Genomic DNA, 26475 nt, shown 5'->3' with positions numbered 1-26475 from the left:
TCATCCGGGGGGGGCGTCATGCTCTCGCTGTTCCAGCGCAAACGGGTGCCACCCACCGCCGGCACACCGCCCACATCCGCCATCGAAACTCCGAAAGGGTCGATGCGGCCCGAGTCGGCCGCATCGCTGCTGGCGACGCCGCGTCGGCAGAAACTGCTGGAACACATCTGGCAGCGCACATCGCTCTCGCGCCGACAGTTCGCCACGCTCTACCTCGCCCCACTGGAGCGCTACGCCGAGCTGGTCCAGCAGTTTCCGGCCTCCGAGAGCCACCACCACGCCTATCCGGGCGGCATGCTGGACCACGGCTTGGAGATCGTCGCCTATGCGCTGAAATTGCGGCAGTCATACCTGCTGCCTGCGGGCGTCACGCCGGAGGCACAGGCGGCCCAGGCCGAAGCCTGGACCGCAGGCACGGCCTACGCGGCCCTGCTGCACGACATCGGCAAGATCGCGGTCGATCTGCACGTCGAGCATGCCGACGGCAGTGCCTGGCATCCCTGGCACGGCCCACTGCGAAAGCCCTATCGCTTCCGTTACCGAAAGGAGCGTGAGTACCGTCTGCACAGTGCCGCCACCGGGCTGCTCTACGCGCGCCTTCTCGATCGGGACATCTTCGACTGGCTCAGCGGCTATCCCGACCTCTGGGCCGCGCTGCTGTACGTGCTGGCCGGCCAGTACGAGCACGCCGGCACGCTCGGCGAGCTGGTCGTGCAGGCCGATCAGGCATCGGTCGCCCAGGAACTCGGCGGCGATCCCGGCAAGGCGCTGGCGGCGCCCAAGCATGCGCTGCAACGCAAATTGCTCGACGGCTTGCGCTACCTGCTCAGGGAAGAGTTCAAGTTGAACCAGGCCGGCCCGGCGGACGGTTGGCTGACCCAGGACGCCTTGTGGCTGGTGAGCAAGACCGTCTCCGACAAGCTGCGCGCCCATCTGCTGTCACAGGGCATCGACGGCATCCCGTCGAGCAACACGGCGGTGTTCAACGTGCTGCAGGATCACGGCATCGTGCAACCGACGCCGGATGGCAAGGCGATCTGGAAGGCTACCGTCACCAGCGACGCCGGCTGGTCGCACGCCTTCACCTTCCTGAAACTCTCGCCGGCGATGATCTGGGATGCCGCCGACCGGCCGGCGCCGTTCGCAGGCCGTGTGCAGCTCGAAGAGGAACAGGCGGTGGCCGATGGGCCGCACGTGGAAGGCATCGAAGCTGCACCCGCGAGCACGGCGCCGACCGCAGCCACGGACACCGGCGTGGCCGCGCTGCTCGACCTGCTGGGCGACACCGCTCCACCCACGGCACCGGAGGCCCCGAGTTGCCCTGTTGCCGAGGCCGAACCGGCCCCTTCGACCGTGCCTCCGCCGCAGATGAGCCGCGCGCCTGCCCAGGATCGCGCGGAGCCCTCCGGGGCGCACTTCATGGCCTGGCTGCGTCAGAGCATCCAGACGCGCAAGCTCATCATCAACGACGCCAAGGCTCTGGTGCATACCGTCGCCGGTACGACCTACCTCGTCAGCCCCGGCGTGTTCCAGCGCTACGCGCAGGAGTACCTTCAAGTCGCCACGCTGGCCAGGCAGGAGAAGCTGGAGGGGTGGCAGTGGGTGCAGAAGCGCTTCGAGAAGCTGGGACAGCACCGCAAGCAGCCGAGCGGGCTGAACATCTGGACCTGCGAAGTCACGGGGCCGCGCAAGTCGCGCCGACTGCACGGCTACCTGCTCGCCAGCCCGGATACGCTGTTCCAGGAGACGCCGCCAGACAACCCATACCTGCGGCTCCTGCATGAGGACTTCTTACCAAGCGCGAACCTTCTGTAAAACCTGCCACCTATCCAAGCCGGGAATTAGCAATCTAGGTTGAGCAGGTCGTGAGCTGCATTAAGCGCATCCTGAGCGGCATCTCCCCCATTCAGCAACCGATCACGGTTAAGCCCGCCTCCGCGAACCCATGCTGTGGGTAGGTGCCCGTTTTCGGCTCGTCTTATGAAAAAAGGTGAGCGTCCAGCCGTCCCATCGCTACTCAGGTTGAGACGCCGAGGAGCAACAGCTCCTCGATCCGGCTGGTGGGCCAGATGGGCAGTTTTCCCCGGGGTGTCCTTGAGCCAGGCGCCGGACTCGAGCCCGTTCAGTCTGGTGGTGGCCAGCAAGGCCCTGGATGGCGGCGGCGCGGTAGCTGCAGCCGGTCGTGTAGGGCCTGCAGTTTGGGCAGGGCTTTCTGTTCACGCAGCAGCTGCCGGACGGCCGCGTCGAGTGCGCGGGCGCGCCAATCGAGGGCATAGAGATCGGCGATGCGCCGCAAGGCCTCGGCTGTCACTGGGCTCCAGGTCGTTGCTGCGGTAGGCCCAGAGTAGGCTCAGATATAGGGGCGTTTGGTTTTCCCCTCGCCGGGATCGAGTTGCCGCAGAGGGTGTTTCATCGGCATGCAGCACCTGGCGTTGGAGCAATAAGGCGCGCAGCCGATCCACCAGGGGCTGCAAGGCCACGCCACTGCCGGCGGAACCGGCGCGGCGCTGATGCTTTCGCACGGGCGGCAGGCTTATTGCGGGCGACTGTGCCGGTGGACGAAGGACCTGGCCAGGATCAGGTCGAGCTGCTCGCTGATGTCTTCGCCGATCTTGACCAGCGCGGCGCTGCATTCGGCGGCATGGAACTAGCGAAAACGGCCTTGATGCAGACGGCGCTGACCCAACCACACACCGGTGCCGTCCTACTGCAACAGCTTGAGCCGCGAGCCGTGCCGATTGCGAAAGGCATAGGTCGTGCCATCGCAGGGTGGTCGCCCGAGGGCCTGCTGAAGGTGCACCAAAGCCCGTCGATCCCCAAGCGCATGTTGATCGGTCGGCCACCAGCCAAACCTGGGCCGGCATTCGCGTCAGGCCATCCCCCGCAGCAATCCGGCCAACCAGCTTGCATCGACGTCCGCCGGCAACGCCAACCGCCAGCCACTGGCATGCCTGCAGCAGCCACACCCCTGCCGCTGCCACGGGCACCAGGGTAAGCGGCGTGGCCGCCCGCTTGCTGCGCCTGATCCAGTAGGCCAGTGCCTCGGGTTTGAGCGCATGCTACTGGCAATAAGCAACTGCGTCAGCCCGCTGTCCTGCCAGGCCTGAACATGCCGAGCCCAGGACTCGCGGCGCGCGTGCATCGTTTCCATATAAATCCCCTACTGGAAAAGCACAGGATGCAGGGCGGGGTGTTCGAGCAAAAGGGGGGGGGGCGCTTACTGTCGATACGCGGCGGCAGCCGCAAGACCGTCGCCGCGAGCAGCCTGTCCAGCACGCTCGAATACATGGATGAAAAGCGCATGCAGGCTGATACCGGTAGTTTGCGAAACGGCGCGGAGGATCAGCGTGGAGCTGGGCAGCAGCCAGGGTAGTTGGCTGCATGCCGAGAAGATCGGTGGCTTTTGCTGCCTGGTGGGTTCCGCGCGTTCGAGATTCGGGTTAATGAGATGGTCATCCCCACCCTCCGAGGGCACACTTTCGCAGGGTGTTTTATTTCGGAGGCCATCATCACGAGCGCAGTTGCACTGGTAGGGATTGATCCGGGCAAGCAAAGCTTTCATCTACACGGAAAAGACGGTTCTGGCCGGAAGATCTTTCGCACGAAAGCGACACGCCAGCAAATGATGCGATTGCTTGGCATCCTGCCGGCTTGCACGGTGGTGATGGAAGCCTGCGCCGGAGCGCACTTTATGGCGCGCCAACTGACGGCGCTCGGGCATCAAGTGAAATTGATCTCGCCGCAGTTCGTGCGTCCTTTCGTCAAGGGCAACAAGGGGAGCCCGCAGAATTCGGAAAAAATCGTACGCTAAGGTTTTCCAGGCAACCGTAGCGGCCTGAACTTCCCGTCTTCCAGCCTGCGGCTCTGCCGCCAGCCGTAATCGCAGGTCAGGTTGATGTGCTCCCAGCCCAGCGGCGACAGGTATTGCAGCAGCTCGCCGTCCACCGGCTTGCCGGCTTCGACCAGTCCCTGGGTGGCGCGCTCCAGGTACACCGTGTTCCACAGCACGATGGCGGCCGTCACCAGGTTGAGGCCGCTGGCCCGGTAGCGCTGCTGCTCGAAGCTCCGATCCCTGATTTCCCCAAGGCGGTTGAAGAACACCGCCCTAGCCAGCAAGTTGCGAGCCTCACCTTTGTTCAGGCCGGCATGCACGCGGCGGCGCAGCTCAACACTTTGCAACCAGTCCAGGGTGAACAGCGTGCGTTCGATCCGGCCCAGTTCGCGCAGGGCGACGGCCAGGCCATTCTGGCGCGGATAGCTGCCGAGCTTGCGCAGCATCAGCGAGGCGGTGACGGTGCCCTGCTTGATCGAGCTGGCCAGGCGCAGGATGTCATCCCAATGGGCACGGACGTGCTTGATGTTCAGGGTGCCTCCTATCAGCGGGCGCAGCGCCGGGTAGGCATGCACGCCCTGCGGCACATACAGTTTGGTTTCGCCGAGGTCGCGGATGCGTGGTGCGAAGCGGAAGCCCAGCAGGTGCATTAGGGCGAAGACGTGATGGGTGAAGCCGGCCGTGTCGGTGTAGTGCTCCTCGATCCGCAAGTCGGACTCGTGGTACAGCAGGCCATCGAGCACGTAGGTGGAATCGCGCACGCCGACATTCACCACGCGGGTGCTGAATGGCGCGTACTGGTCGGAGATGTGGGTGTAGAACAGCCGGCCCGGCTCGCTGCCGTACTTCGGGTTGACGTGCCGGGTGCTTTCGCCCCGGCCGCCCGCCCGGAAGCGCTGGCCATCGGACGAAGAGGTCGTGCCGTCGCCCCAGTGAGCGGCGAAGGTATGACGGAACTGGTGGTTGACCAGCTCGGCCAGGGCCGCCCAGTAGGTTTCGTCTCGGATGTGCCAGGCTTGCAGCCAGGACAGCTTGGCGTAGGTCAGGCCGGGGCTCGACTCGGCCATCTTGGTCAGCCCGAGGTTGATTGCATCACCGAGGATCGCGGACAGCAGCAACGTCCGGTCTTTGGCCTCGGCCCCGTCCTTCAAGTGGGTAAAGTGGCGGCTGAAGCCCGTCCAGTCGTCAACGTCCATCAGCAGTTCGGTGATCTTGATGCGCGGCAGTAACTGGCTGGTCTGGTCGATCAGCGCCTGCGCACGATCTGGCACCGCTGAATCCAGCGGGGTGATCTTCAGCCCGGACTCGGTGAGGATGGCCTCGGGCATCTCGTTGTCCTTGGCCAGGCGGATGACGGTGGCCAACTGCTCGTCCAGCAGCGGCAATCGCTCTTCCAGATACTGGTCGCTGTTGGGATTGATCGTCAGGGGCAGGGCCTGTTCCCGCTTGAGCGTGGCGAACTTCTCTGCCGGCAGCAGGAAGTCGTCGAAGTCACGGAACTGCCGCGAGCCCTTGACCCAGATGTCGCCGGAGCGCAGGGCGTTCTTCAGCTCGGAAAGCGCGCAGATTTCATAGAAGCGCCGGTCGTTGCCTTCCAGGGTGATCACCAGCGGCTTCCAGCGGGGCTTGATGAAGGCCGTTGGTGCATCGGCCGCCACCTTGCGCAGGCTGTCGGCGTTCATCTCGCGCAGGGTCTGCACGGCTGCCAGCACGCCTTGCGCGGCCGGCGCAGCGCGCAGTTCCAGCACCTCCAGCAAGGCCGGCGTGTAACGGCGCAGAGTGGCGAAGTTCTCGCCGACCAGGTGCAGATGGTCAAAGCCTTCCGGCCGGGCAAGCAGCTCGGCCTCGCTGACGCTCTCGGTGAACTCGTCCCAAGGTATCACCGCTTCGATGGCTGCATAGGGGTCGCTGCCGCTTTCCTTGGCCTCCAGCAGCGCCTGGCCGATCTTCGAATACAGGCGCACCTTGTCGTTGATCGCCTTGCCCTGTTTCTGGAACTGCTGCTGATGCTTGTGCTTCGCGCTGCTGAACAGCTTGACCAGGATACGGTCGTGCAGATCGACCAACTCATCAATCACAGTCGCGGTGCTCTCCAGCACCACCGCGGCCAGGGTCGCGTAGCGTCGCTGAGGCTCGAACTTGCCGAGGTCCTTGGGTGTCATCTGCCCACCCTCGCGGGCCAGCTTGAGCAGGCGGTTCTGATGGATGTGCCGGCCCAGGCCTTCGGGCAAGTCCACCAGCTGAAATGTCTTCAGCCGCTCGATGTGTTCAAGCATGTGCCGGGAGTTGGGTTTCAGCGGTGCCTGTCGCAGCCAGGTCAACCAGGTGATGCTGCTGCCGGCCTTGAGCGTCAACAGCTCGTCCAGCTTGGCCCGATGCGAGTCCGTAAGTGGATCGACCAGGGCGCGGTAGACCCGCCGATTGGCCCGCGCAATGGCCTCCGAGCAAGCCCGGTCGATCACGCTCAACGCCGGCAGGATGCGTCGCCTCTGCCGCAGGCTCTCCAGCGCCTGACCGGCCAGCAGCAAGCCCTTGTCGGTCTGCTGGGCCAGTTCGGTCAGCTCGCGCACCAGGGCGCGGAAGTCGGACAGGCCGAACGGGGCCAGTTGCAGGTAGGTGCGCAGTTCCTGGGCGTGCTCGCGACGGGTCACGTCGCGCTCGCCGTACTTCTCCCAACTCGCCGGATCGGTCTGGACTTGCTTGGCCACCCACAGGATCACCGGCTCGGGCCGCTCGCTGTCGGTGCCCAACGCATAGCCGGGGAAGCGCAGCAGGCAGAGTTGCACCGCAAAGCCCAGACGGTTGGCGTCGCCAGCGCCGCTGGCGGATCAGCGACAGGTCGGAATCGTTGAAGGTGTAGTAGCGGATCAGGTCATCCTGGCTTTCCGGCAGCGCGAGCAGGGTGTCCCGCTCCGTGGCCGAGAGGATCAAGCGACGCGGCATGTATCAGTCGTCCGTGCGGAGGTACTGGTAGAGGGTTTCCCGGCTGATGTTGAATTCACGGGCGAGCTGCGCCTTGGGCTCGCCGGCCGTCGCTCGCTGCCGCAGGGTAGCAGCCTGCTCATCGGACAGGGCTTTCTTGCGGCCTCGGTACGCGCCGCGCTGCTTGGCCAAGGCGATGCCCTCGCGCTGCCGCTCACGGATCAAGGCGCGCTCGAACTCAGCGAAGGCCCCCATCACAGATAGCATCAGGTTGGCCATCGGGGAGTCCTCGCCCGTGAACACCAAGCCCTCCTTCAGGAACTCGATGCGCACGCCGCGCTGGGTCAGCTTCTGCACCAGGCGGCGCAGGTCATCGAGGTTGCGCGCCAGACGATCCATGCTATGCACCACCACGGTGTCGCCCTCACGGACGAAGCTCAGCAACGCCTCCAGTTGCGGGCGCTGATTATCCTTGCCCGAGGCCTTGTCGGTGAACAGCTTGCTCACCTGGGTCTGTTCCAGTTGGCGTTCCGGGTTCTGGTCGTAACTGCTGAATTTGTCAGGCTGAAATCTATGACTTTGGCAAGCAGAGGTCAAAAAATTAATGATGGACTCTATCTGACGGCGTAGCGCTGGGCTGCCTGACATCCGGTTAGGGTATAGCCCAACCTGACGGCCTTTAGGTCTTGTATTTGATTTGAGTACTAATATTTCCCCCGGCCATATGGCGAGAAGCCTTGAGGGGGAGCCTGACTCAAGATTTCAAATGAACCAGCCGATACAATGAAGGCACATTGAAATATCTAATAATGAGGTGACACGATGAGTGGTTGGCTAGCCCGTTTCTCAATAAAAACCCGTCTCATCGGCTTGCTCGTGCTTCTAGCATCTATGGCTGTCGGCTTGCCAATGGCTGGTCTTAATGGAATGCGCACCAGCAATGCAGTGATTGATCGGCTGTACAACAACATGTTGCTACCGATCGACAAGCTTGGCGACATCAATAACCACATGCACAACGCGCGTGCTCAGCTTTTGCTTGCCCTTCAGCATGAGCCCGGAAGTGCCTTCGAGAAGGCGCATGATCATCCATCGAGTATGCATTTCGATAGAGTGGATAAAAGCGTAAGCATCATCCGTGAGCGCCTTTCTGACTACCAGCGTATACCAATGAGCAAAGAACAGCAGCGCCTTAGCACTGAGCTGCAGAACAAATTGTCTGATTACTTGGATAATGGTGTTCTGCCGACGCTCAATGCGATGCGCCAAGGCGACTATGCGGGAGGGAACCAAATCCTGCTAACCCGCCTTGATCCTGCTTTTATGACTACCTATGCCAGCTTGCGCACTCTTATTGAGTCGGAGGCGTCGGCAGCTGAATTAAGCTTTCAAAACGCGGATAAGCAATTCGAGCGTCTTGTGGCGATGATAGGACTGGCGCTGGTAGTGGCTCTGTCTCTGGTCACAGTCACGGCTCTGGCCACTGTGCCAAGTATCACCAAAGGCGTTCGGGAGCTTCAAGTCGGCGGTCAGCAGCTCGCTGATGGCAATTTGGGCTATCGAGTTACCTATCAGGGGCGTGATGAGCTGGGCGAAATATCTAGCGCATTCAATGAAATGGCTTCGCGTTTTCACCACACCTTTCAAGAGTTGGCAGGTGCCGTGGAGCAACTGGCAGCTGCAGCTGAGCAGACGGCCCAGGCAAGTAGTCAAACCAGTGACGGTATCCGCCGCCAGCAGCTGGAGACAGACCTGATAGCTACTGCGATGAACGAAATGTCCGCTACTGTTCAGGACGTAGCGGGGAACGCTGCCAGTGCGGCACGGGCGGCACAGGAGGCCGATCAGCAGTCTGAAAGCGGCATGCGCGTGGTTCATCAAACAATCGCTTCTATTGACAGCCTCGCCAGTGAAGTTGAACACGCTGCCACTGTGATTCATGAGCTTGAGGCAGACAGTGCTGGTATTAGCTCTGTAGTGGATGTCATTCGAAGCATTACCGAACAAACCAACCTGCTTGCCCTTAACGCGGCTATTGAAGCTGCACATGCTGGTGAGCACGGACGAGGCTTTGCTGTTGTCGCGGATGAGGTGCGCTCGCTTGCTTCGCGCACGCAACAGTCAGCCAACGAAATTCAGGCCATGATTGAAAAGCTGCAGAGCGGCGCAAATCGTGCTGTTGCTGTCATGGAAAGCAGTTGCAGCAAAGCACAAGCTGGTAAGCAGCAGGTTGCCAGTGCAGGCCATATGCTGGAGCAAATCAGTAATGCTGTGGCGACCATTAATGACATGAATGCCATGATTGCTTCTGCAGCTGAGGAGCAAAGCTCTGTCGCGGAGGAGATCAGCCGTAACGTTACCAACGTAAGCCAGATTGCCGAAAAAACTAGCGAAGCCTCACGTCAGAATGTTGCCACCAGTACGCAATTGGCTTCTCTGGCAAGCCAACTTCAGCGTCTGATGCACATGTTCCGTCTTTAGGGAAACTCTGAAAAGCCCCAGCTTCGCGGAATTGATGCGCTGTAACCCGCTCGGCTGCTGGGCTCTTTTTCCCGAGAAAGGACTTCCTCAGGCCATCCTGAGGAGGGTGTTTTTAACTTTGTGTAAACGGTCATTTGGCAGGAGACTGCCAGCCTCAAGGAGTACCCATGACCGTAGTAAAACGCACCAAGCGAGCGAAGCCCGACCCTGAACTCGTTAAGCTCGCCGACAGCCTGCTGGTCAATTACAAGAAACCGGAAGATTTGATTGGCGAAAACGGCCTGCTCAAGCCAGCTCACCAAGATGCTGGTCGAGCGTGCGCTGGAAGCCGAGATGACCGAGCACCTGGGCATGGCAAGAGTGGATCGATCTTCAACGCCGGCGGTAATGCCCGTAACGGTCACAGCGACAAAACCCTCAAGGGCGATTTCGGCGAACTGCCGCTGGCCATCCCTCGTGACCGCCAGGCGCTGTTCGAGCCGCAGCTGGTGGCCAAGCAGCAAACCCGCTGGACGGGCTTCGACGACAAGATCATCTCGCTGTACGCCCGCGGCCTGAGCGTACGAGAGATCCAGGGGCACCTGGAGGAGATGTACGGCACCGAGGTCTCCCCAACCCTCATCTCGACCGTCACGGACGCGGTAAGCGACGAGGTGAAGCTCTGGCAGGGCCGTCCACTCGATCCGCTGTACCCGATCCTTTATCTGGACTGCATCCACGTCAAAGTGCGCGATGCCGGCGCGGTGCGGACCAAGGCGGTGTACCTGGCTATCGGGGTCAATATGGACGGGCACAAGGAAGTGCTGGGGCTGTGGATCGCCCAAACCGAGGGTGCCAAGTTCTGGTTGCAGGTAGTCACCGAGCTGAAGAACCGTGGCGTGCAGGACATTTTTATCGCCTGCGTGGACGGCCTCAAGGGCTTCCCCGAGGCGATCGAAACGGTCTATCCGAAAGCCTGCGTGCAGTTGTGTATCGTGCACATGGTGCGCAACAGCCTGAACTTCGTGTCCTGGAAAGCGCGCAAGGAAGTGGCCGCCGATCTGAAGCTGGTCTACACCTCGGCGACGGTCGAACTGGCCGAGCAACGGCTGACGGAGTTTGAAGAAAAGTGGGGTGGTCAGTACCAGTCAATCGGCCTGTCCTGGCGGCGTAACTGGGCACGGGTTATCCCGTTCTTCGACCATCCGGCCGAGATCCGCAAGGTGATCTACACCACCAACGCCATCGAATCGATCAACATGAGTTTGCGCAAGGTGATCAAGACCCGGGCCTCGTTCCCAACTGACGAGGCCGTGAGCAAGCTGTTTTATCTGGCGCTGAACAACATCAGCAAGAAGTGGACGATGCCGATACGGGACTGGAAAGCGGCTCTGAATCGCTTCAGTATCCAGTTCGAAGATCGATTGATGCAGGATTAATAGAAATCCCGTTTACACATAATCCGGGACACCCTCATCCTTAGCGTACGTTATTTTCCGGATTCTGCGGGCTCCCCAACAAGAACGACTTCATTGATGCCGAAGCGATCTGCGAAGCCGCATCGCGGCCCAGCATGCGCTTCGTCTCGCCCAAGATCGAGGCCCGGCAAACGCTCTCGGTATTGCACCGGATGCGTGATTCGCTGGTGCGTGATCGTACCAAGACGGCCAACCAGGCCCACGGTTTCCTGCTTGAGTTCGGCATCAGCCTGCCCAAGGGACTATCGCTGGTCAGACGACTGCCGAGCACGTTGGATGAGCATGAGCTGCCGCCTCGGCTGGTCGCACTCCTAACGCGCCTGCATCAGCATTCACGCTATCTGGACGGACAGATCAAGGCACTGGACAAGGAAATGACCACCCAGCTTGAGGAAGATGACCTGGGGAGTCGCTTGCTGACGATTCCCTGTGTCGGCCCGATCACGGCCAGCCTGTTATCGGCCGAAATGGCGATGGCAAGCAGTATGGCGGCAGCCGTGATTTCGCGGCATCGGTGGGGCTGGTGCCCCGCCAGCACAGCACCGGCGGTCGAGCCAATTTGCTGGGGATGAGCAAACGAGGGGACAAGAATTTGCGGCGACTTCTAGTGCAATGCGCCCGGGTCTAGCCGCAGCGCCTGAAGCATCAGCAGGGCGCCCTGGCCGACTGGGTCCGTTCGCTACGAGAGCGACGCCGCTCGAATCACTCGAATGTAGTGGTGTGCGCCCTGGCCAACAAGTTCGCCCGAATCGCCTGGGCGATCGCTGCCAACCACTCGGAATTCGAAGCAGGGCCAGTCGTCTACGCCGCCTGATCCGGCCATTACAGCTGTACCACGGAACACCCTTCCAGGTTTTGCGATGCTGAACAACCGATGACGTGAACGGCCACCGGCTTGGTGAAGAACCTGACATAAAAAACGGCTTTCGAAGCCGCCGGCTTGTCAGGATCACCAGGCGCGACTCTCATCGTGGCGCGAGGCAGCCCAAACGAGACGCCGGATAGATTTACGCAAGCCATAGAATCATCGCTGGTCAGTATTGCAGAAACGGGGTGACCGTAAATTTTTTCTTCAAAAAAATCTCTTGCAGCACCCATCAGGCGGCGACCGCCGCCACCACCCCCACTCAAGACGCCAGAATCTTCCCCGGATTCATGATCCCGTGCGGATCGAGCGCGCGCTTCACCGTCGCGATCAAGGACAGCTCCGCCGGATTGCGGCTGTAGTGCAACCACGGCCGCTTGTGCAGCCCAATGCCGTGCTCGGCCGAGACCGATCCCGACAGGCTGCGCACGATAGCGTAGAATGCGGCCTCGATGCGCTGTTCGGTCTTGCGGTCGTCAGTCGGCAGCGAACCCACCACGATATGCACGTTGCCGTCGCCGACGTGGCCGAAGTAGATCGCCCGAACGCCGGGGAAATCGCGCGCCAGCGCCTCGCGCATCCGGGCCACGCATTCCTCGATGCCCGAGATGGGCGCGGACACGTCGAAGTTGATGGTGGGCGCGAAGGTGCGCAGCATCTCGGAGATGGCATCGCGCAGTTCCCAGAAGGCTTGGGTCTGCGTGTGAGATTGGGCCACGGCGGCGTCGGCGATCCAGCCTTCGGCCAGCGCGTGTTCCAACATCGCCTCGAAGCGCGCCGCATCCTCTTCGGGTGCGGCCGCCTGCAGGTCCAGCAGCACGTATAGTGGATACGTGGCCGGCAGCGGCGCGGCGATGCCGCCGGCGGTTGTGGCCGCGGCATAGTAGTCCTGCCACATCATCTCGAATGCGCTGACCCGGCCGCCCAGGAGGTGCTGCGCATGGCGCAGCAGCTTGATGGCCGAGCCGAAATCGGGCGCGGCTACCAACGCGGTATTGGCGCCCGAGACGCCCGGATGCAGGCGGAGCACGGCCTGCGTGATGATGCCCAGCGTGCCCTCGGTGCCGATGAACAGATGCTTCAGATCGGGGCCGGCATTGTTCTTGACCATCTTGTTCATCATGGACAGCACGGTTCCGTCGGGCAGCACGGCTTCCAGTCCCAGCACCAGGTCGCGCGCCATGCCGTAGCGGATCACGCGGTTGCCGCCCGCATTGGTGGCGATGTTGCCGCCGATCTGGCATGAGCCGCGCGCGCCCAGGTCCAGCGCGAACAGAAAGCCCGCCGCCTGCGCGGCTTCCTGAACGACCTGCAGCGGCGTGCCGGCCAGCACGGTCATGGTGGCTGAGGCAGGGTCCAGTTCGACCACGCCGGACATGCGCTCCAGTGAAACGAGCACGCAGCCTTCTATCGGCGTGGCACCGCCGGCCAGGCCGGTCAGCCCGCCCTGCGGCACCACCGGGCAGCGTCCTGCATGGCATAATGCCATCACGCGCGCAATTTCGGCGGTGTCGTGCGGGCGCACCAAGGCCAGCGGCCTGCCGCCTTCCTCGCCGCTCCAGTCGTTCAGGTACCGGGCCTCGATGTCGGCGCCCGCCAGCACTTCGCCGATGCTGGCGTCGGCGCGCAGCGCGGCCAGAATTCGTTTAGGGTTCCAGGGCCCGGACGCCGGTTCCGATGCAGTGATGTTCATGAAGAGACTCCTCTTCCAGTTTATGGAACGGCCAGCGTGTCCAGCCTTTATAATGGGCGGCCGCGGATTCTGGGGAAAGAGCGAGTTACTAACCCGAAATTTTGTATCCGGACAGTCAAAAAGTTTTCCGATAAGTATCCGTGAAACCCATAACACGCTGATGCTTTTGTGTTTTTATGATGTCAGACAATACCGCGAATATTATTGCGATGTTCGGATACTTTGTTCCTCATTAGTAACAGGCGAGGAAGTGGGTAGATTGGCAGTCGCTAAACATCCCAACCCCCACACCCTGCTGTCGCTATGCAGCCGCCAGGCGATTCGCCCATTCTTCGAGTGGCTCGGTGAGCACTGCCGGCATATCGAGGCGGTCGCCATGGACATGAACACCGCTTTCGACCTGGAAGTGAAGCGGCACTGCCCTCAAGCCGAAGTGGTGTACGACCTGTTCCATGGGGTGGCGCGCTACGGTCGTGAGGTGATCGACCGTATCCGCGTCGACCAGGCCAACCACCTTGCGCGATAACAAACCAGCGCGCAAGGTGGTCAAGCGCAGCCGCTGGCTGCTGCTGCGCAACGCTGAGCACCTCAAGGGCGGCCAAGCCGTGCAGTTGCAGGAATTGCTCGCCGCCAACCAGCCATTGGCCCACGGTCTATCTGCCACCGCCAAACTGAACGGGCTTGCCGACCTAGCATCCATCGGCTGATCTGTTTCTCGCTCCGCTTATTACCGAAACCGCCTAAAGAGATCAGAAGGCCAATCAATGCTGCTGATTTCCCTTCTGGAAGCCAGCCGCATGATGCGTTCGGGCGCGAAAGTCAAAATCTGCCTCTACCCCAAACTGGATGCCTCATGATGCCCTATGGCCGCCAAGCCCGCTGCCGCGCAGGCTTCGTCCTGCCCCTCGTCGGCCCCAGAGACGCCGATGCCGCCGATGCATTCACCATCGAGCAGGATCGGCAGGCCCCCGCCGAACACCACCAGCCGCTCGCGTCTTGGCAGGCCGATGCGCAGGCGCGGGTTGTCACCCAGCACGTCGAGCCAGTCGCGGGTGGAGAAGCCGAAGCTCACGGCGGTGTATGCCTTGTCTTCGGCAATTTCCCGTGAATGTAGAAAGGCGCCGTTCATGCGGAGATAGGCCAACGGCAGGCCGGAGTGGTCAACCACGCAGACGTTAATGCGCACGCCTAGCTTCTCTGCATGTGCCACGGCCGCACGGGTGGCGGCATAGGCGGCTTCCCAGTGCAGCGAGCGTTGATTCGTTGTTCTCATGTGTCGGACTCTCTGTGCAGGAGGAGGCAGGTTCATCGACCAATGGCCTTGGCGCTTTCGCCGCCGATGCCGAAGTGGCCTTTGGGCATCTCGGTTATAATCACTCGCACGCTGGTCAGCGGCGCATCCAGGGAGCGCGAGATGGCCTCGCTGACTTCGCGAATGAGGGTTTCCTTCTGCTCGTCGCTGCGGCCTTCAAGGATGTGGATCTGGGCAATAGGCATGGTGTGCCTCCTGAAGAAGAGGCCGCCCGGGCAGGGCGGCCGGATGGCTCAGACGAAGCGCGCGGAGACGCTGCCAAGCCCCTGGTAGCGCACGGTGATGTTGTCGCCCGGCGCTACTGCGACGGCGGCGGTGATGCCGCCAGTCATGATGAAGGTGCCGGCCGGTATGTGTTCGTCGCGCTCTGCCAGCAGGTTGGCCAGCATGGCCACGCTGGACAGCGGATGGCCGAGCACTGCGGCGCCGGCACCAAGTTCCACCACCTCGCCGTTCTTCTCCATCACCACGCCGAGAGTGCGCAGGTCGACCTCCTCGAGGTTGGCCATGCGGCCTCCGGTGATGTAGCGGGTCGACGAGGCGTTGTCGGCCACCACGCTGATCAGGTCGAACTTGAAATTCTCATAGCGCGAGTCGATTACCTCGACGGTGGGGATCACGTAGTCGACCGCGGCGATCACGTCGCCGATATGGCAACCAGGCCCGACCAGCGGTGCCTTGGTGACCACCGCGATTTCCGCCTCGATCTTGGGGTGGATCAGCTTGGAACAGTCCACCGTGCCGCCGTCGGGCACGCTGAAGTAGTCGGCGAGAAAGCCGTAGATCGGCGTCTCCACGCCCATCTGTGCCATCTTCGCCCATGAGGTCAGGCCCATCTTCAGGCCGACGATCTTGTTGCCGCGCTCCTCCTTGCGCCGGCGGATTTCCCACTGGATGTCGTAGGCATCGGCGAAGGTCATCTCGGGATAGTCGTTGGTGACCTTGTGGATGTCATGGGCCTGCAATTCGGCGTTCTCGATGTGCTCGGCCAGGGCCAGCACCTGCTCGCGGTTGAGGGTACGGTTCATGCGCTCACCTTCTGGTTCTGGCGGGCCCGGGACATATCCAGGGCGAGGTCTTCGATCATGTCTTCCTGGCCACCGACGGTGCCGCGGCGCCCCAGCTCGACCAGAATGTCGCGGGCCGGCACGCCGTATTTCTTCTCGGCGCGCTGGGCGAACAGCAGGAATGAGCTGTATACGCCGGCATAGCCCAGGGTCAGCGCATCGCGGTCGACGCGGATCGGCTGGTCCATCATCGGCACGACGAGGTCTTCGGCCACATCCATGATCTTGTAGAGGTCGATGCCGGTTTCCACGCCCATGCGCTTGCACACCGCGACGAAGACTTCCAGCGGGGTGTTGCCGGCACCCGCGCCTAGCCCTGCGACCGAGCCGTCGATGCGCGAGGCGCCGGCCTCGATGGCCGCCAGCGAGTTGGCGATGGCCATGCCCATGTTGTGGTGGCCGTGGAAGCCGATCTCGGTGGCCGGGTTCAGCTCGGCGCGCAGCAGGCCGATCTTCTCGCTGACTTCATCGGGCAGCATGTAGCCGGCGGAGTCGGTGCAATAGATGCAGTTGGCGCCGTAGCTTTCCATCAGCCGCGCCTGCTCCAGCACTTTTTCCGCGCTGATCATGTGCGCCATCATCAGGAAGCCGACGGTATCGGCGCCCAGCTTGCGCGACATGCCGATGTGCTGCTCGGAGACATCGGCCTCGGTGCAATGCGTGGCCACTCGAATGGTGGAGACGCCACAGTCGAGCGCCATCTTCAGGTGGTCGACCGTGCCGATGCCCGGCAGCAGCAGGGCGGATACCTTGGCCTGCTTGAGGCGCGGGATCACCGCACGCAGGTATTCCTCGTCGCTGTGCGCGGGGAAACCGTAGTTGATCGAGCGACCGCCGAGGCCGTCGCCGTGGGTGATCTCGATCAGTGGCATGCCGGCGGCGTCGAGGCCGGTGGCGACCGCGATCATCTGCTCGAGGCTGATCTGGTGGCGCTTGGCGTGCATGCCGTCGCGCAGGCTCATGTCGTGCAGGGTGACGTTCTTGCCTTGCAGATTCATGGTGCGACTCCTTTAGGCCAGTGCCGCTTCACGACGTGGCAGTTGAATGGTGCCGCTGGCGATTTCCTCGGCGAACATCTCGCCGGTGCGCAGGGCGGCGGCGGTCATGATGTCGAGGTTGCCGGCGTACTTGGGCAGGTAGTCGCCCAGGCCCTCGACCTCCATGAAGATCGAGACGCGGTTGCCGTCGAATACCGGGCCATTCTTCAGCCGGTAGCCGGGCACGTACTTCTGCACCTCGGCGATCATCGCGTGGACCGATGCGGTGATCGCATCCTGGTCCGGTTCGGTTTCGGTCAGGCAGTGGATGGTGTCGCGCATCATCAGCGGCGGCTCGGCCGGGTTGACGACGATGATCGCCTTGCCTTCCTTGGCCCCGCCGACCTGCTCGATGGCGCCGGCGGTGGTGCGGGTGAACTCGTCGATGTTCTTGCGGGTGCCCGGGCCGATGGAGCGCGAGGACACGGTGGCGACGATCTCGCCGTAGGCCACCGGCTGCACGCGCGATACCGCGGCGACCATCGGGATGGTGGCCTGGCCACCACAGGTGACCATGTTGACGTTCATTTCCAGCGTGCCGACATGCTGCTTGAGGTTCACCGGCGGCACGCAGTACGGGCCGATGGCGGCCGGGGTCAGGTCGACCATCAGCACGCCCAGCTCGTTGAGCTTGCGGCTGTTCTCGGCGTGTACATAGGCGGAGGTGGCATCGAAGGCGATGCGGATATCGTCCTCGAGCACGTGCGGCAGCAGGCCGTCGACGCCCTCGGCGGTGGTCTTCAGGCCGAACTCGCGGGCGCGCTTGAGGCCATCGGACTCGGGGTCGATGCCGACCATCCAGACCGGCTCGATCCACTCGGAACGCAGCATCTTCATCACCAGATCTGTGCCGATGTTGCCCGGGCCGATAATGGCGGCTTTCAGTTTCTTGCTCATCAGGCTGTCCTCGATCAGATGAAGCGCACGGAGGCGCTGCCGATGCCGCCGATCTCGACGCGCATGAAATCACCGGCCTTGACCGGTTCCAGCGGAACCAGCGAGCCGGACAGGATCACTTCGCCGGCCTTGAGGCCAATGCCGAAGTGGCCGAGGGTGTTGGCCAGCCAGGCCACGCAGTTGACCGGCGAGCCGAGCGCAGCCGCTCCAGCGCCGGTGGAGAGCAGCTGGCCGTTCTTCTCAACCAGCATGCCGCAGGTGACCAGATCGACCTGGCGCGGTGAGACGGCCTGGTCCCCCAGCACGAACAGCCCGCAGGAGGCGTTGTCCGCGACGGTGTCCTGGATCTTGATCTTCCAGTCCTGGATGCGCGAATCGACCACTTCGAAGCAGGGGATCACGCATTCGGTGGCAGCCAGCACGTCGGCGTTGGTCACGCCCGGCCCCATCAAATCCTTCTTGAGGATGAAGGCGATCTCGCCCTCGGCGCGTGGCTGGATCAGCCGCTCGCTGATCGGCATTGCCTCGCCGCTGTTGTAGACCATGGCATCGGTGAGGTAGCCGAAGTCCGGCTGGTGCACGCTGAGCATGTTCTGCACGGCCTTGCTGGTGACGCCGATCTTCTTGCCGATCACCCGCTCGCCGGCCGCCAGGCGGCGTTCGAGCATGCGCAGGGAGATGTGGTAGGCGTCCTCGACCGTGATGTCGAAGCCGCGGCTGGTCAGCGGCGACACGGTCTCGCGCTGGACCATCGCCTGGTAGAGCTCGTCGCCGAGTTCGTTGATCAATGTCTTGTCCATATCGGTCTCTCTCAGGAATGGAGGGCGTCGGCCTCGGCGAGGAAATTCTCGACCAGGCGGGCGAAACGCTCGGCGTGTTCGATCTGGGTCCAGTGGCCGCAATGGCCAAAGACGTGGAGTTGGGCGTTGGGAATCCACTGCGCGAGGGTCAGCGAAGCCTGCAGCGGGATGATCCGATCCTCGCGGCCATGGATGACCAGGGTTTCGTGGGGCAGGGCGCGGATATCGGCCTCGTTGCTGGCCAGATCGTCGACTCCGTTCTGCCGTGGCGGCGGGAACATCGCGGCGAACGACTCCTGGAAGCCCGGGCGGATGCTGGCCTGGTAGCGCAGCTCGGCCAGCTCGTCGTTGACCAGGGTGCGGTCGTGGGCGAACAGATCGAGCAGCCTGCGCATGTTGGCCAGCGACGGCGTGTAGCCCCACGCCATTTCCAGCCCCTCGGTGATCGGAAAGGCCACGCCGACGCTGCCCATCAGCACCAGCCGGCGCACGCGCTCGGGGTGACGGATGGCCAGTGCCAGCGCCAGCCCGCCGCCGAACGAGTTGCCGACGATGTCGGCCTGCTGGATGCCGAGGGCGTCGAGCACGCCGATGGCATGCTCGACCCAGCGCGCCTGGCTGTATTGTCCATCGGCCGGACGTTCGCTGTAGCCGAAGCCGAGCATGTCCGGAGCGACCACCCGGCGCGTCTGCGCCAGCTGCGGAATGATCCCGCGCCAGTTGGCCCAGGCGGTGACGCCCGGCCCGGAGCCGTGGATCAGCAGAACCGGGAAGCCTTCGCCCTGATCATGCAGGTTGGTGCGGTAGCCAGCGGCGAGGATTTCGCGACCGATTTCAGGGCTTTGCTGCGGTGCGTTCATGGCCAGCTCCTCAGAGTTTCACACAGATGTTTTTCAGCTCGGTGTAGAATTCCAGCGAGTGCACACCCCCTTCGCGCCCGATGCCCGACTGCTTGCTGCCGCCGAAGGCGGTGCGCAGGTCGCGCAGGAACCAGCTGTTGACCCAGACGATGCCGGCCTCGATCTGCCCGGCGACGCGGTGGGCGCGCGAAGCGTTCTCGGTCCAGATCGCCGAGGCCAGGCCGTAAGGCAGGCTGTTGGCCAGTTCAATGGCTTCCTCCTCGCTGTCGAACGGGCGGATATGGCAGCAGGGGCCGAAGATTTCCTCGGTGACCACCGCCGAATCGTCGGTCAGGCCGGTCCAGATGGTCGGCTGCACCCAGGCGCCGCCGGCCAGGTGCGCCGGCATCTCCGGCACGCCGCCGCCGGTGACAACGGTGGCGCCGTCGTCGACTGCCTGCTGGTAGTAACTGAGGACTTTTTCACGGTGCTTGTGGCTGATCAGCGGGCCGAAATTGGCCTCTGGATCGTTCGGTTCGCCGATCTTCAACGCTTCGGCGCCGGCCTTCAGGCGGGCGACGAACGCGTCGAAGATCGGCCGCTCGACATACACCCGCTCGGTGCCCAGGCAGACTTGGCCGCAGTTGGCGAAGGCCGAGCGCAGGGTGCCCTCGATGGCCTTGTCCAGGTCACAGTCGGCGAAGACGATGCCGGCGTTCTTGCCGCCCAGCTCCAGCGACACCTGGCGCACGCCCTTGGCCGCGGCGCGCATGATGGTTTCGCCGGTGCCGGTCTCGCCGGTGAAGGTGTAGGCGTCGACGTCCGGGTGCTCGGTGAGGAAGGCCCCGGCCGAATCGCCGCCGAAACCGTGCACCACGTTGTACACGCCGGCCGGCACACCGGCGGCCTGCATCACCTCGCCGAGCAGGGTGGCGGTCAGCGGGGTTTCCTCGGATGGTTTGACCACCACGCAGTTGCCGCAGGCCAGGGCCGGGCCGACTTTCCAGGTCATCAGCAGCAGCGGCAGGTTCCACGGGCTGATCACGCCGATCACCCCCTTGGGCCGGCGCACGCCGTAGTTGAGTGCACCGGCGCCGTCCGGGGTGGCCATCTCGAAGGCTTCGGTCGGCACGTTCTTGATCAGGTCGGCGAACACCTTGAAATTGGCCGCGCCGCGCGGAATGTCGATGTGGCTGGCCAGGGATTTGGGCTTGCCGGTGTCCAGGCATTCGGCCTCGAGAAACTCATCGAAGCGCGCCGTGACGCCATCGGCCACGCGATGCAGAATCTCAGCGCGCTCGGCCACCGTCATCTTCCCCCATGGTCCCTTCAGCGCAGCGCGTGCCGCCCTGACCGCGGCGTCGACCTCGGCGCGGCCGGCCTCGTGCACGCGGCCGATCACCTGGCCATTGACCGGGTTGATGTCCTCGAAGGTGCGGCCGCTGGCCGAATCGACGAAGGCACCGTTAATGAAATGCTTGATCTCTTTCATCTGCGCAATCTCTGCAATAAGTCGAACCGAACCATCAGGTCAGCACGGTCATGAATCGTTCGTTGAGCACACGGTCGTGATAGAAGATCGCCTTGCCCAGGTCCTTAGCCAGCCAGGTCACCGGCTTGTGATCCGGATAGCTGTAGTTGCCGCCGCAGAACACCTCGCTGCGGTTACCGGACGGGTCGAAGAAGTAGATGGTCTTGCCGTGGGTCAGGCCATGACGGGTCGGGCCGATGTCGATAGAGGTGTCGGTCATGGAGATCAGGTCGGCGGCGCGAAGCACGTCTTCCCAGGTTTCGAGGTGGAAGGACACATGATGGAGGCGGCCTTTTTCCGGATGGTGAATGAAGGCCACGTCGTGGGCCTTGGTCGACAGACTGAGGAACTGGGCGACGCGCGTGCCATTTTCGTCCAGCACCTGTTCGGCCAGATAGAAGCCGAGCACCTTGGTGAACAGGTCATAGGTCGCCGGCAATTCGTCGCCATACAGTAGGCAATGATCGAAACGCACAGCCGCCATGCCTTTCAGATCGCGCGGCCATGCCTCGGGATTGACCTCATTCACACCCCACTTTCCAGTATATTCCTTGTCTGCATACAACTCGAAGTGATGCCCGGAGGGTGCCTGGAAGCGCACGCGCCGGCCACAACTGTTCAGCTCACCTGCGGGTAGCTGCTCAACGGCACAGCCATATGCCGTCAGATCCCGCTCCAGTTGCCGGAGAGCATCCTCATCCACAACCTTGAAACCCATAAAATCCATACCAGGTTCGTCGGCTTCGCGTAGCACCACGGAGAATTTGTCAACTTCGGTCCAAGCCTTGAGATAGACACGGCCCTGATCGTCACGGTCCATCTCGATCAGGCCCAGCAACTCGACGTAGTGTTCCAGGGCCTTGCTCATGTCCAGTACACGCAGCTGCACATGGCCGGGGCGCATTATACCTTTGTTCATGACGTCACCTTTTCTCTTTGTTGTGGGTCGACCGTATTTTCATAGCACGGCTTTGAATAACGCTCGATACATAGATCGCTACGGGCAAACAGTCGGCAGGCCAGGGCGTAGCCTTGTTCGCGGGCCTCTACCGGTACGTGCTTGCAGCTCATACGCCCGCATTCGTAATCACCGGTCAGCACCCGCACCTTACACAGGCCGCACCCGCCGCCGCGACAGCCAACTGGTAGGCAGTGCTTGTTCTGGGCCTCCATAGCACGAAGCACTGACTGCTGCGGCTGGCAGACGAAGCTCTCCCCATCAGGCCGTACAGTGATTTCAAAGACCGTTGGCATCCCGCCTCCGTCGACATGTGCGTCAGTGGGCACCGCTGCAGGACCTCCAAATACAAGGCCTGACCAGTTTGGCGATTGCTAGGGAAGTATTGATTGTCATCGCGGGAGCGCTGATTATTAAGGTGTAACGGAACGAACTCTTGTTATTGGTTTGCATTGTTCTCTCTAGCGATGCTCTTTGGCGCAGCATGTATGAAATCCTAATGGGTTACCGTGGTATCTGCGGTCCACTGGCACCGATGCGGTGGCTGCCTGTGCTTAGATCAGAATCTAACTATATTTACAGATCCAACGGCTCCCATGGGCGTCGGCCTAGCGGCTGAAACAAAGTGATATTTTGCACCTAGCACTAAACGCAAGCCTATGTGCATCACGTAACCCGTTCGCAGAAAACACTTCAATTACTCGCCTTCGAAACCTTAGCCACTATCGACACGGCCTCTTACCCTTGACGCAGCGCAATTTGCTCATGCGCCTCCCAACCCATGCGCAGTCGGGCCTCAGCCACATCGGCATCGAGATCATGGTTCCATAGCCAGTCGAAACGAGTCGCCAGTATTTCCCCCACCAGCTGTTCGTCCGCACCTACAATGGGGTCGCGCAACTCGTATAACTCGCCGGTTTCCACAGTGGTTCGTTGCACACGACAGGCATGAGGGCGGCGCAGGTCGTCGTAAGCTCCAAGCAGCTCGGGGAGGTTGCCTGTTTCGGTCCGACTATCGCCCAACAGCCGGGCGAGGAAATAGGCGTCCTCAAGCCCTTGCCCTGCACCGGCCCCTTGGTGCGGCAGCATGGCGTGCGCTGCGTCGCCGATCAGGGCAACCCGACCGTGTACGTAGCCTGGCAGTTCCGGCAGGTCATGCAGTGCCCAGAGAGTTGGCGCCGGGATGCACTCCAGTAAGGCGCGCGGGGCATCGCCCCAGCCCGCGAACGCATCGAGCATCTCGCGCTGGCTCGCTTCCCGTACCCAGGGAGCGTCCGCGGGCCAAGTCGGTTCCGGCTGGCTACGGTCGGAGGTGAACGCTACCACGTTGACAATGCGGCCTTTTCTCACCGGGAAGGTAAGAATATGGCCATAGAGCCCTAAGTACATCTGCGGGACATCCACCAAGTGCTCGTCAATGCCATTTATTCTATAGGCTTCGCGCAGTTGCAGGCTATCTACCATGCCCCGGTATGCACAGGTACCGCTAAAACGTGGTTCTAAATGATCCAGCCCCTGACCTTCCAGCACATAGCTACGAAGCGCTGACTTAATGCCGTCGGCGCCGATTAGAAGATCGCAGCGGTACTCTGTGCCGTCGGCGAATAGCACTTGCAGTTCATCACCCTGCTGCTCGATTTGGGTGGCACGCTTCCTAAATTGGGCGATACCTTCTGGAAGGTGTTTTACTAGGGCGTCAAGGAAATCAGCCCTGTGTACAGAGGACTGACCTACGCCCGGCGCAATGGTGGCGCCTAGATAGCTGGCATCGCTACCGCGCCGCCATTCAAACCAAATATCCTCCCAAGGCTGCGGAGTCCGATCAGCAACCTGAAAGTAGGCTTGACCCAAACCCAAACCGACAATGGCGCGCACTGCGTTAGGCCCGAAGGACACACCAGCACCGACTTCACCGAACGCCGGGGCAGCCTCGAATAGCTGCACATTAAGATGGGAGTGTTTGCACAAGCTCAATGCCAAGGCAAGGCCTGAAATTCCGCCGCCGACTATAGCGACGCGCAAGGCTGGTTTCTTAGCGTTCATGTCGTTCATGCAATACCTGTCATGACTTTATTATTGGGATATCTTCAACAGTAGCGAAGCCATAACTATTGATAAATACACTAATCCCTATATTATATATTCATGGTGAGAATGTACGATGCTGCCGCTTTGGCAGGACGACGTCCCAACATAGCGAGGCTCCATGGAACTGCATGACCTGGATTTAAACCTGCTGGTAGTATTCAACCAGTTGATGGTCGACAAGCGTGTCTCTATCGTCGCGCAAAGCCTAGGCCTAACCCAACCTGCCGTAAGCAACGCCCTGAAGCGCCTGCGCACCGCACTGCAGGACGAACTGTTCGTGCGTACCCACCAAGGCATGGAACCTACGCCCTATGCTGCACATTTAGCTGAGCCTATCGCCCATGCCATGCACAGTCTGCGCGAAGCGCTACATCACGAAGAGCGCTTCGATCCTTTAACCAGCGAGCGTACCTTCACCTTGGCCATGACCGACATTGGTGAGATATATTTCATGCCGCGGTTAATAGATGCGCTCACTCGTAAGGCCCCCCATTGCACAATCAGCACGGTACGCGGCAGCTCGGTGAGTTTGGGACAGTCGTTACAAGACGGTACAGTAGATTTGGCCGTAGGCCTGCTACCCAACCTACAGGCCGGCTTCTTTCAGCGTCGGCTTCTTCATAACCGCTACGTGTGCTTGTGCCGTAAGAACCACCCGGCCACCAGAGAGCCACTGACCTTGGAGCGCTTCTGTGCCTACAGCCATATACGTGTCATCGCCGCCAGCACTGGCCACGGCGAAGTAGATTCCCTTATGGCGCGAGCTGGCATCCGGCGGGACATTCGCCTAGAGGTTCCGCACTTCGTCGCCGTCGGCCATATCCTCCAGCATACGGAGCTACTCGCCACCGTACCTGAGCGCTTCGCTGACTGCTGTGTAGAGCCCTTCGGCTTGGATGTGCTGCCAATCCCCATCGACCTACCAGAAATCCCCATTAACATGTTCTGGCACGCAAAATATCACAAGGATTTAGCCAACATCTGGTTGCGACAACTGATGTTCGAGCTGTTTTCGGATTGAGTGACAATCCGGGGTGATCGATACGTAAGCGTACGCCGAACTCACCTTGCGTGATTCAGGCAGGTACCCACTGATGCGGCAGCAGTTGGCCGATTTCACTGGCCCGCTGCATAGGCAGCCGTGTCAGCACGTCCTTGAGATAGGCATACGGATCATGTCCGTTCATGCGGGCCGACCGGATCAGGCTCATGATCGCCGCCGCTCGTTTGCCGCTGCGTAGCGGCCCGGCAAACAACCAGTTCGATGGACTTGCCCCTACCAAACCGGACACCAACTCCCCGTTGATGCTACTGCCAAGCGCCTGAATTCCCTCGGCGAGCGATATTTCAAAGCGCTGTGCGGATGCTGCTCGTTGTAATGCTTGAACCGCCCCGGGTTTCGCGGAGGCTATCGTATTTGAGTCAGGCGGCAACTGGGATTGCTGCCTGACTCTGTTCGTATAGTGCCTCAAACTCCGCTGGTGGCCTATTTCCAATCGGTTCCAGCAAGCGCTGTTGGTTGAACCAGGTCACCCACTTCAGCGTTTCCCATTCCAGAGCCTCTACAGTTTTCCATGGCCCTTGCTTGTGGATCAACTCGGTCTTGTAGAGTCCGTTGATGGTCTCCGCCAAGGCGTTGTCGTAGCTGTCGCCGGTATTGCCAACCGACGGCTCGACGCCGGCTTGCGAGCCCCGGTCGCTATGATGAACCAGCCGGTGCGGCTCAGGCCGACGGCTGTGAAGTGCCTGTTCGAGCGCATCGAGGACAAACTCCGTGCGCATGTGCCGACTGACACGCCAGCCAACGATAAACCGGGAGTAGACATCCACGATGAACGCGACGTAGGCAAACCCCTGCCAGGTTGAAACGAAGGTGAAATCTGCCACCCAGAGCTGGTTGGGGCGCTCAGCCGTGAACTGCCGCTTCACCAAGTCTCTGGGATTGGCATTGCTAGGGTCAGCGCGTGTGGTTTTCACGGCCTTGCCTCGTGTTACACCACGCAGCCCCATGTCCCGCATCAACCGCTCCACTGTGCAGCGCGCTACGGTCTGGCGTTCGCGGAGCATCTGACGCCAGATTTTTCGGGCACCATAGACCTCGTAGTTCTCTTGCCAGACACGACGAATCTGCACGGTAAGCGCCTCGTCACGTATTGCGCGTGCTGATTGCCGTGATCGGTCGCGTAAGCGCGCAGCATGGCGTCGATAGGCCGATGGGGACACCTGCAGCACGCTGCACATTGGCTCGACCCCCAAAGGTTTTCCGGTGCTCGTCGATGAGTAGCCAGATCACTTCAAACGGCGGTCGAGCTCCGCCTGGGCGAAAAAAGCGCTGGCGACCTTGAGAATCTCGTTGGCCCGCTTGAGCTCGCGAATCTCGCGCTCCAGCTCTTTGATACGAGGATCTACCGACGGATTGGGTGTTGAGGGGGAAGATGCCTTGCGAATCCAGTTGCTCAAGGTCTGAGCGGTGCAACCGATCTTGCTGGATACCGCCTCAATGGCCGCCCACTGGGAAGCATGCGACTCACGGACTTCATAGACCATCCGTACGGCACGCTCGCGGACTTCAGGGGAAAACTTCGGTGGCTTTGGCATAGTGGCTCCAGTTTCTCAAAAGGTGGAGCCTCCGCGATAGCCGGGGCGGTTCAGATCAACATAAGCAGCCTCGACAAGGCCGCGACGTTAGCCCAGGT

At 61.7% G+C, this 26475-nt stretch carries 18 protein-coding genes, 9 pseudogenes and 1 other annotated feature; of the genes and pseudogenes, 9 read left to right on the top strand and 18 right to left on the bottom strand.

The window, feature by feature from the left end; genetic code table 11:
• Positions 1–18: 18 nt before the first annotated feature.
• Positions 19–1815 carry a MobH family relaxase gene (gene mobH, locus HQ912_RS21180; RefSeq protein WP_037059631.1) on the top strand — a complete coding sequence of 599 codons (1797 nt, stop codon included), beginning with the start codon at positions 19–21 and terminating at the stop codon, positions 1813–1815.
• A gap of 401 nt (positions 1816–2216) precedes the next feature.
• Here the strand turns inward: mobH and HQ912_RS28195 are convergent, their stop codons facing one another.
• Positions 2217–2426, bottom strand: a complete 210-nt coding sequence (locus HQ912_RS28195; RefSeq protein ID WP_376748148.1) for a hypothetical protein — start codon at positions 2424–2426, stop codon at positions 2217–2219.
• A gap of 110 nt (positions 2427–2536) precedes the next feature.
• Positions 2537–2614 (bottom strand): annotated as a pseudogene (locus HQ912_RS21175) (hypothetical protein); the annotation flags it as partial.
• On the opposite strand from HQ912_RS21175, the gene HQ912_RS27915 reads away from it, so the two are divergent.
• Both HQ912_RS27915 and HQ912_RS21170 read left to right on the top strand, forming a co-directional pair.
• The gene (locus HQ912_RS27915; RefSeq protein ID WP_260990095.1) at positions 2588–2995 is read left to right on the top strand and encodes a hypothetical protein; all 408 of its coding nucleotides are present in this window, start codon (positions 2588–2590) and stop codon (positions 2993–2995) included. The pseudogene HQ912_RS21175 and the gene HQ912_RS27915 sit on opposite strands and share 27 nt — an antisense overlap.
• A gap of 513 nt (positions 2996–3508) precedes the next feature.
• A pseudogene (locus tag HQ912_RS21170) lies at positions 3509–3802 on the top strand (IS110 family transposase); the annotation flags it as partial.
• Between the two features lie 5 nt (positions 3803–3807).
• Here the strand turns inward: HQ912_RS21170 and HQ912_RS21165 are convergent.
• Both HQ912_RS21165 and HQ912_RS21160 read right to left on the bottom strand, forming a co-directional pair.
• A pseudogene (locus HQ912_RS21165) lies at positions 3808–6775 on the bottom strand (Tn3 family transposase).
• Positions 6776–6778: 3 nt separating this feature from the next.
• Positions 6779–7351, bottom strand: coding sequence for a recombinase family protein (locus HQ912_RS21160; protein WP_011078028.1), 573 nt, complete (start codon positions 7349–7351; stop codon positions 6779–6781).
• A gap of 225 nt (positions 7352–7576) precedes the next feature.
• Here HQ912_RS21160 and HQ912_RS28190 point away from each other — a divergent pair.
• The 4 genes and pseudogenes from HQ912_RS28190 to HQ912_RS21145 form a co-directional block, all read left to right on the top strand.
• Positions 7577–8374 (top strand): annotated as a pseudogene (locus HQ912_RS28190) (Tar ligand binding domain-containing protein); the annotation flags it as partial.
• On the top strand, positions 8372–9235 hold the full coding sequence (locus tag HQ912_RS28185) for a methyl-accepting chemotaxis protein (RefSeq protein WP_370737524.1): 864 nt from the start codon (positions 8372–8374) through the stop codon (positions 9233–9235). The pseudogene HQ912_RS28190 and the gene HQ912_RS28185, both read left to right, overlap by 3 nt.
• Before the next feature lie 167 nt (positions 9236–9402).
• Positions 9403–10653, top strand: a pseudogene (locus HQ912_RS21150) (IS256 family transposase).
• A gap of 77 nt (positions 10654–10730) precedes the next feature.
• A pseudogene (locus tag HQ912_RS21145) lies at positions 10731–11506 on the top strand (IS110 family transposase); the annotation flags it as partial.
• 313 nt (positions 11507–11819) lie between these two features.
• Here HQ912_RS21145 and HQ912_RS21140 read toward each other — a convergent pair.
• Positions 11820–13250 (bottom strand): FAD-binding oxidoreductase, encoded by a 1431-nt coding sequence (locus HQ912_RS21140; protein WP_003451223.1) that lies wholly within the window; start codon positions 13248–13250, stop codon positions 11820–11822.
• A 307-nt stretch (positions 13251–13557) separates the two neighbouring features.
• Here HQ912_RS21140 and HQ912_RS21135 point away from each other — a divergent pair.
• Positions 13558–13894 (top strand): annotated as a pseudogene (locus tag HQ912_RS21135) (ISL3 family transposase); the annotation flags it as partial.
• 188 nt (positions 13895–14082) lie between these two features.
• Here HQ912_RS21135 and HQ912_RS21130 read toward each other — a convergent pair.
• From HQ912_RS21130 to salA, 11 genes are all read right to left on the bottom strand, one after another.
• Positions 14083–14523: a GlcG/HbpS family heme-binding protein gene (locus HQ912_RS21130; protein WP_017849597.1), complete on the bottom strand. Its 441-nt coding sequence runs from the start codon at positions 14521–14523 to the stop codon at positions 14083–14085.
• Between the two features lie 32 nt (positions 14524–14555).
• Entirely contained in the window at positions 14556–14747 is a 192-nt protein-coding gene (locus tag HQ912_RS21125) for a 2-hydroxymuconate tautomerase (RefSeq protein WP_003292102.1), read from the bottom strand.
• A gap of 48 nt (positions 14748–14795) precedes the next feature.
• The gene (gene dmpH / locus HQ912_RS21120; RefSeq protein ID WP_017849598.1) at positions 14796–15590 is read right to left on the bottom strand and encodes a 2-oxo-3-hexenedioate decarboxylase; all 795 of its coding nucleotides are present in this window, start codon (positions 15588–15590) and stop codon (positions 14796–14798) included.
• Complete coding sequence (dmpG, locus tag HQ912_RS21115) at positions 15587–16627, bottom strand: 4-hydroxy-2-oxovalerate aldolase (protein WP_003450283.1); 1041 nt, start codon at positions 16625–16627, stop codon at positions 15587–15589. Before dmpG ends, dmpH begins: the two co-directional genes overlap by 4 nt.
• A 12-nt stretch (positions 16628–16639) precedes the next feature.
• A complete protein-coding gene (locus HQ912_RS21110) occupies positions 16640–17563 on the bottom strand; it encodes an acetaldehyde dehydrogenase (acetylating) (protein ID WP_003292099.1) in 924 nt (307 codons plus the stop codon).
• 14 nt (positions 17564–17577) lie between these two features.
• On the bottom strand, positions 17578–18363 hold the full coding sequence (gene dmpE / locus HQ912_RS21105) for a 2-oxopent-4-enoate hydratase (RefSeq protein ID WP_003292096.1): 786 nt from the start codon (positions 18361–18363) through the stop codon (positions 17578–17580).
• An 11-nt stretch (positions 18364–18374) separates the two neighbouring features.
• Positions 18375–19223: an alpha/beta fold hydrolase gene (locus HQ912_RS21100; protein WP_014819622.1), complete on the bottom strand. Its 849-nt coding sequence runs from the start codon at positions 19221–19223 to the stop codon at positions 18375–18377.
• Positions 19224–19233: 10 nt separating this feature from the next.
• Positions 19234–20694 carry a 2-hydroxymuconic semialdehyde dehydrogenase gene (locus HQ912_RS21095; protein WP_003292094.1) on the bottom strand — a complete coding sequence of 487 codons (1461 nt, stop codon included), beginning with the start codon at positions 20692–20694 and terminating at the stop codon, positions 19234–19236.
• A gap of 34 nt (positions 20695–20728) precedes the next feature.
• The gene (locus tag HQ912_RS21090) at positions 20729–21652 is read right to left on the bottom strand and encodes a catechol 2,3-dioxygenase (RefSeq protein WP_003292092.1); all 924 of its coding nucleotides are present in this window, start codon (positions 21650–21652) and stop codon (positions 20729–20731) included.
• Positions 21649–21987, bottom strand: a complete 339-nt coding sequence (locus tag HQ912_RS21085) for a 2Fe-2S iron-sulfur cluster binding domain-containing protein (protein ID WP_003292091.1) — start codon at positions 21985–21987, stop codon at positions 21649–21651. Before HQ912_RS21085 ends, HQ912_RS21090 begins: the two co-directional genes overlap by 4 nt.
• A gap of 442 nt (positions 21988–22429) precedes the next feature.
• Positions 22430–23743, bottom strand: coding sequence for a salicylate 1-monooxygenase (gene salA, locus HQ912_RS21080; RefSeq protein WP_036993061.1), 1314 nt, complete (start codon positions 23741–23743; stop codon positions 22430–22432).
• Positions 23744–23897: 154 nt separating this feature from the next.
• Here salA and nahR point away from each other — a divergent pair, with 154 nt between their 5' ends.
• Entirely contained in the window at positions 23898–24800 is a 903-nt protein-coding gene (nahR, locus tag HQ912_RS21075; RefSeq protein ID WP_173407261.1) for an HTH-type transcriptional activator NahR, read from the top strand.
• A 55-nt stretch (positions 24801–24855) separates the two neighbouring features.
• On the opposite strand, the pseudogene HQ912_RS21070 reads toward nahR, so the two are convergent.
• A pseudogene (locus HQ912_RS21070) lies at positions 24856–25044 on the bottom strand (transposase domain-containing protein); the annotation flags it as partial.
• A 157-nt stretch (positions 25045–25201) separates the two neighbouring features.
• Positions 25202–26377, bottom strand: a pseudogene (locus HQ912_RS21065) (IS3 family transposase).
• Positions 25994–26111, bottom strand: a sequence feature (AL1L pseudoknot). It overlaps the preceding pseudogene by 118 nt.
• Positions 26378–26475 lie beyond the last annotated feature (98 nt).

It is taken from the genome of Pseudomonas sp. MPDS (genome assembly GCF_013283895.1).
In the GTDB taxonomy this organism is placed as follows: Bacteria; Pseudomonadota; Gammaproteobacteria; order Pseudomonadales; family Pseudomonadaceae; genus Aquipseudomonas; species Aquipseudomonas rhizophila.
The sequence above is the reverse complement of the archived record's forward strand: the minus strand, read 5'-3'. Positions and strand labels throughout refer to the sequence as shown.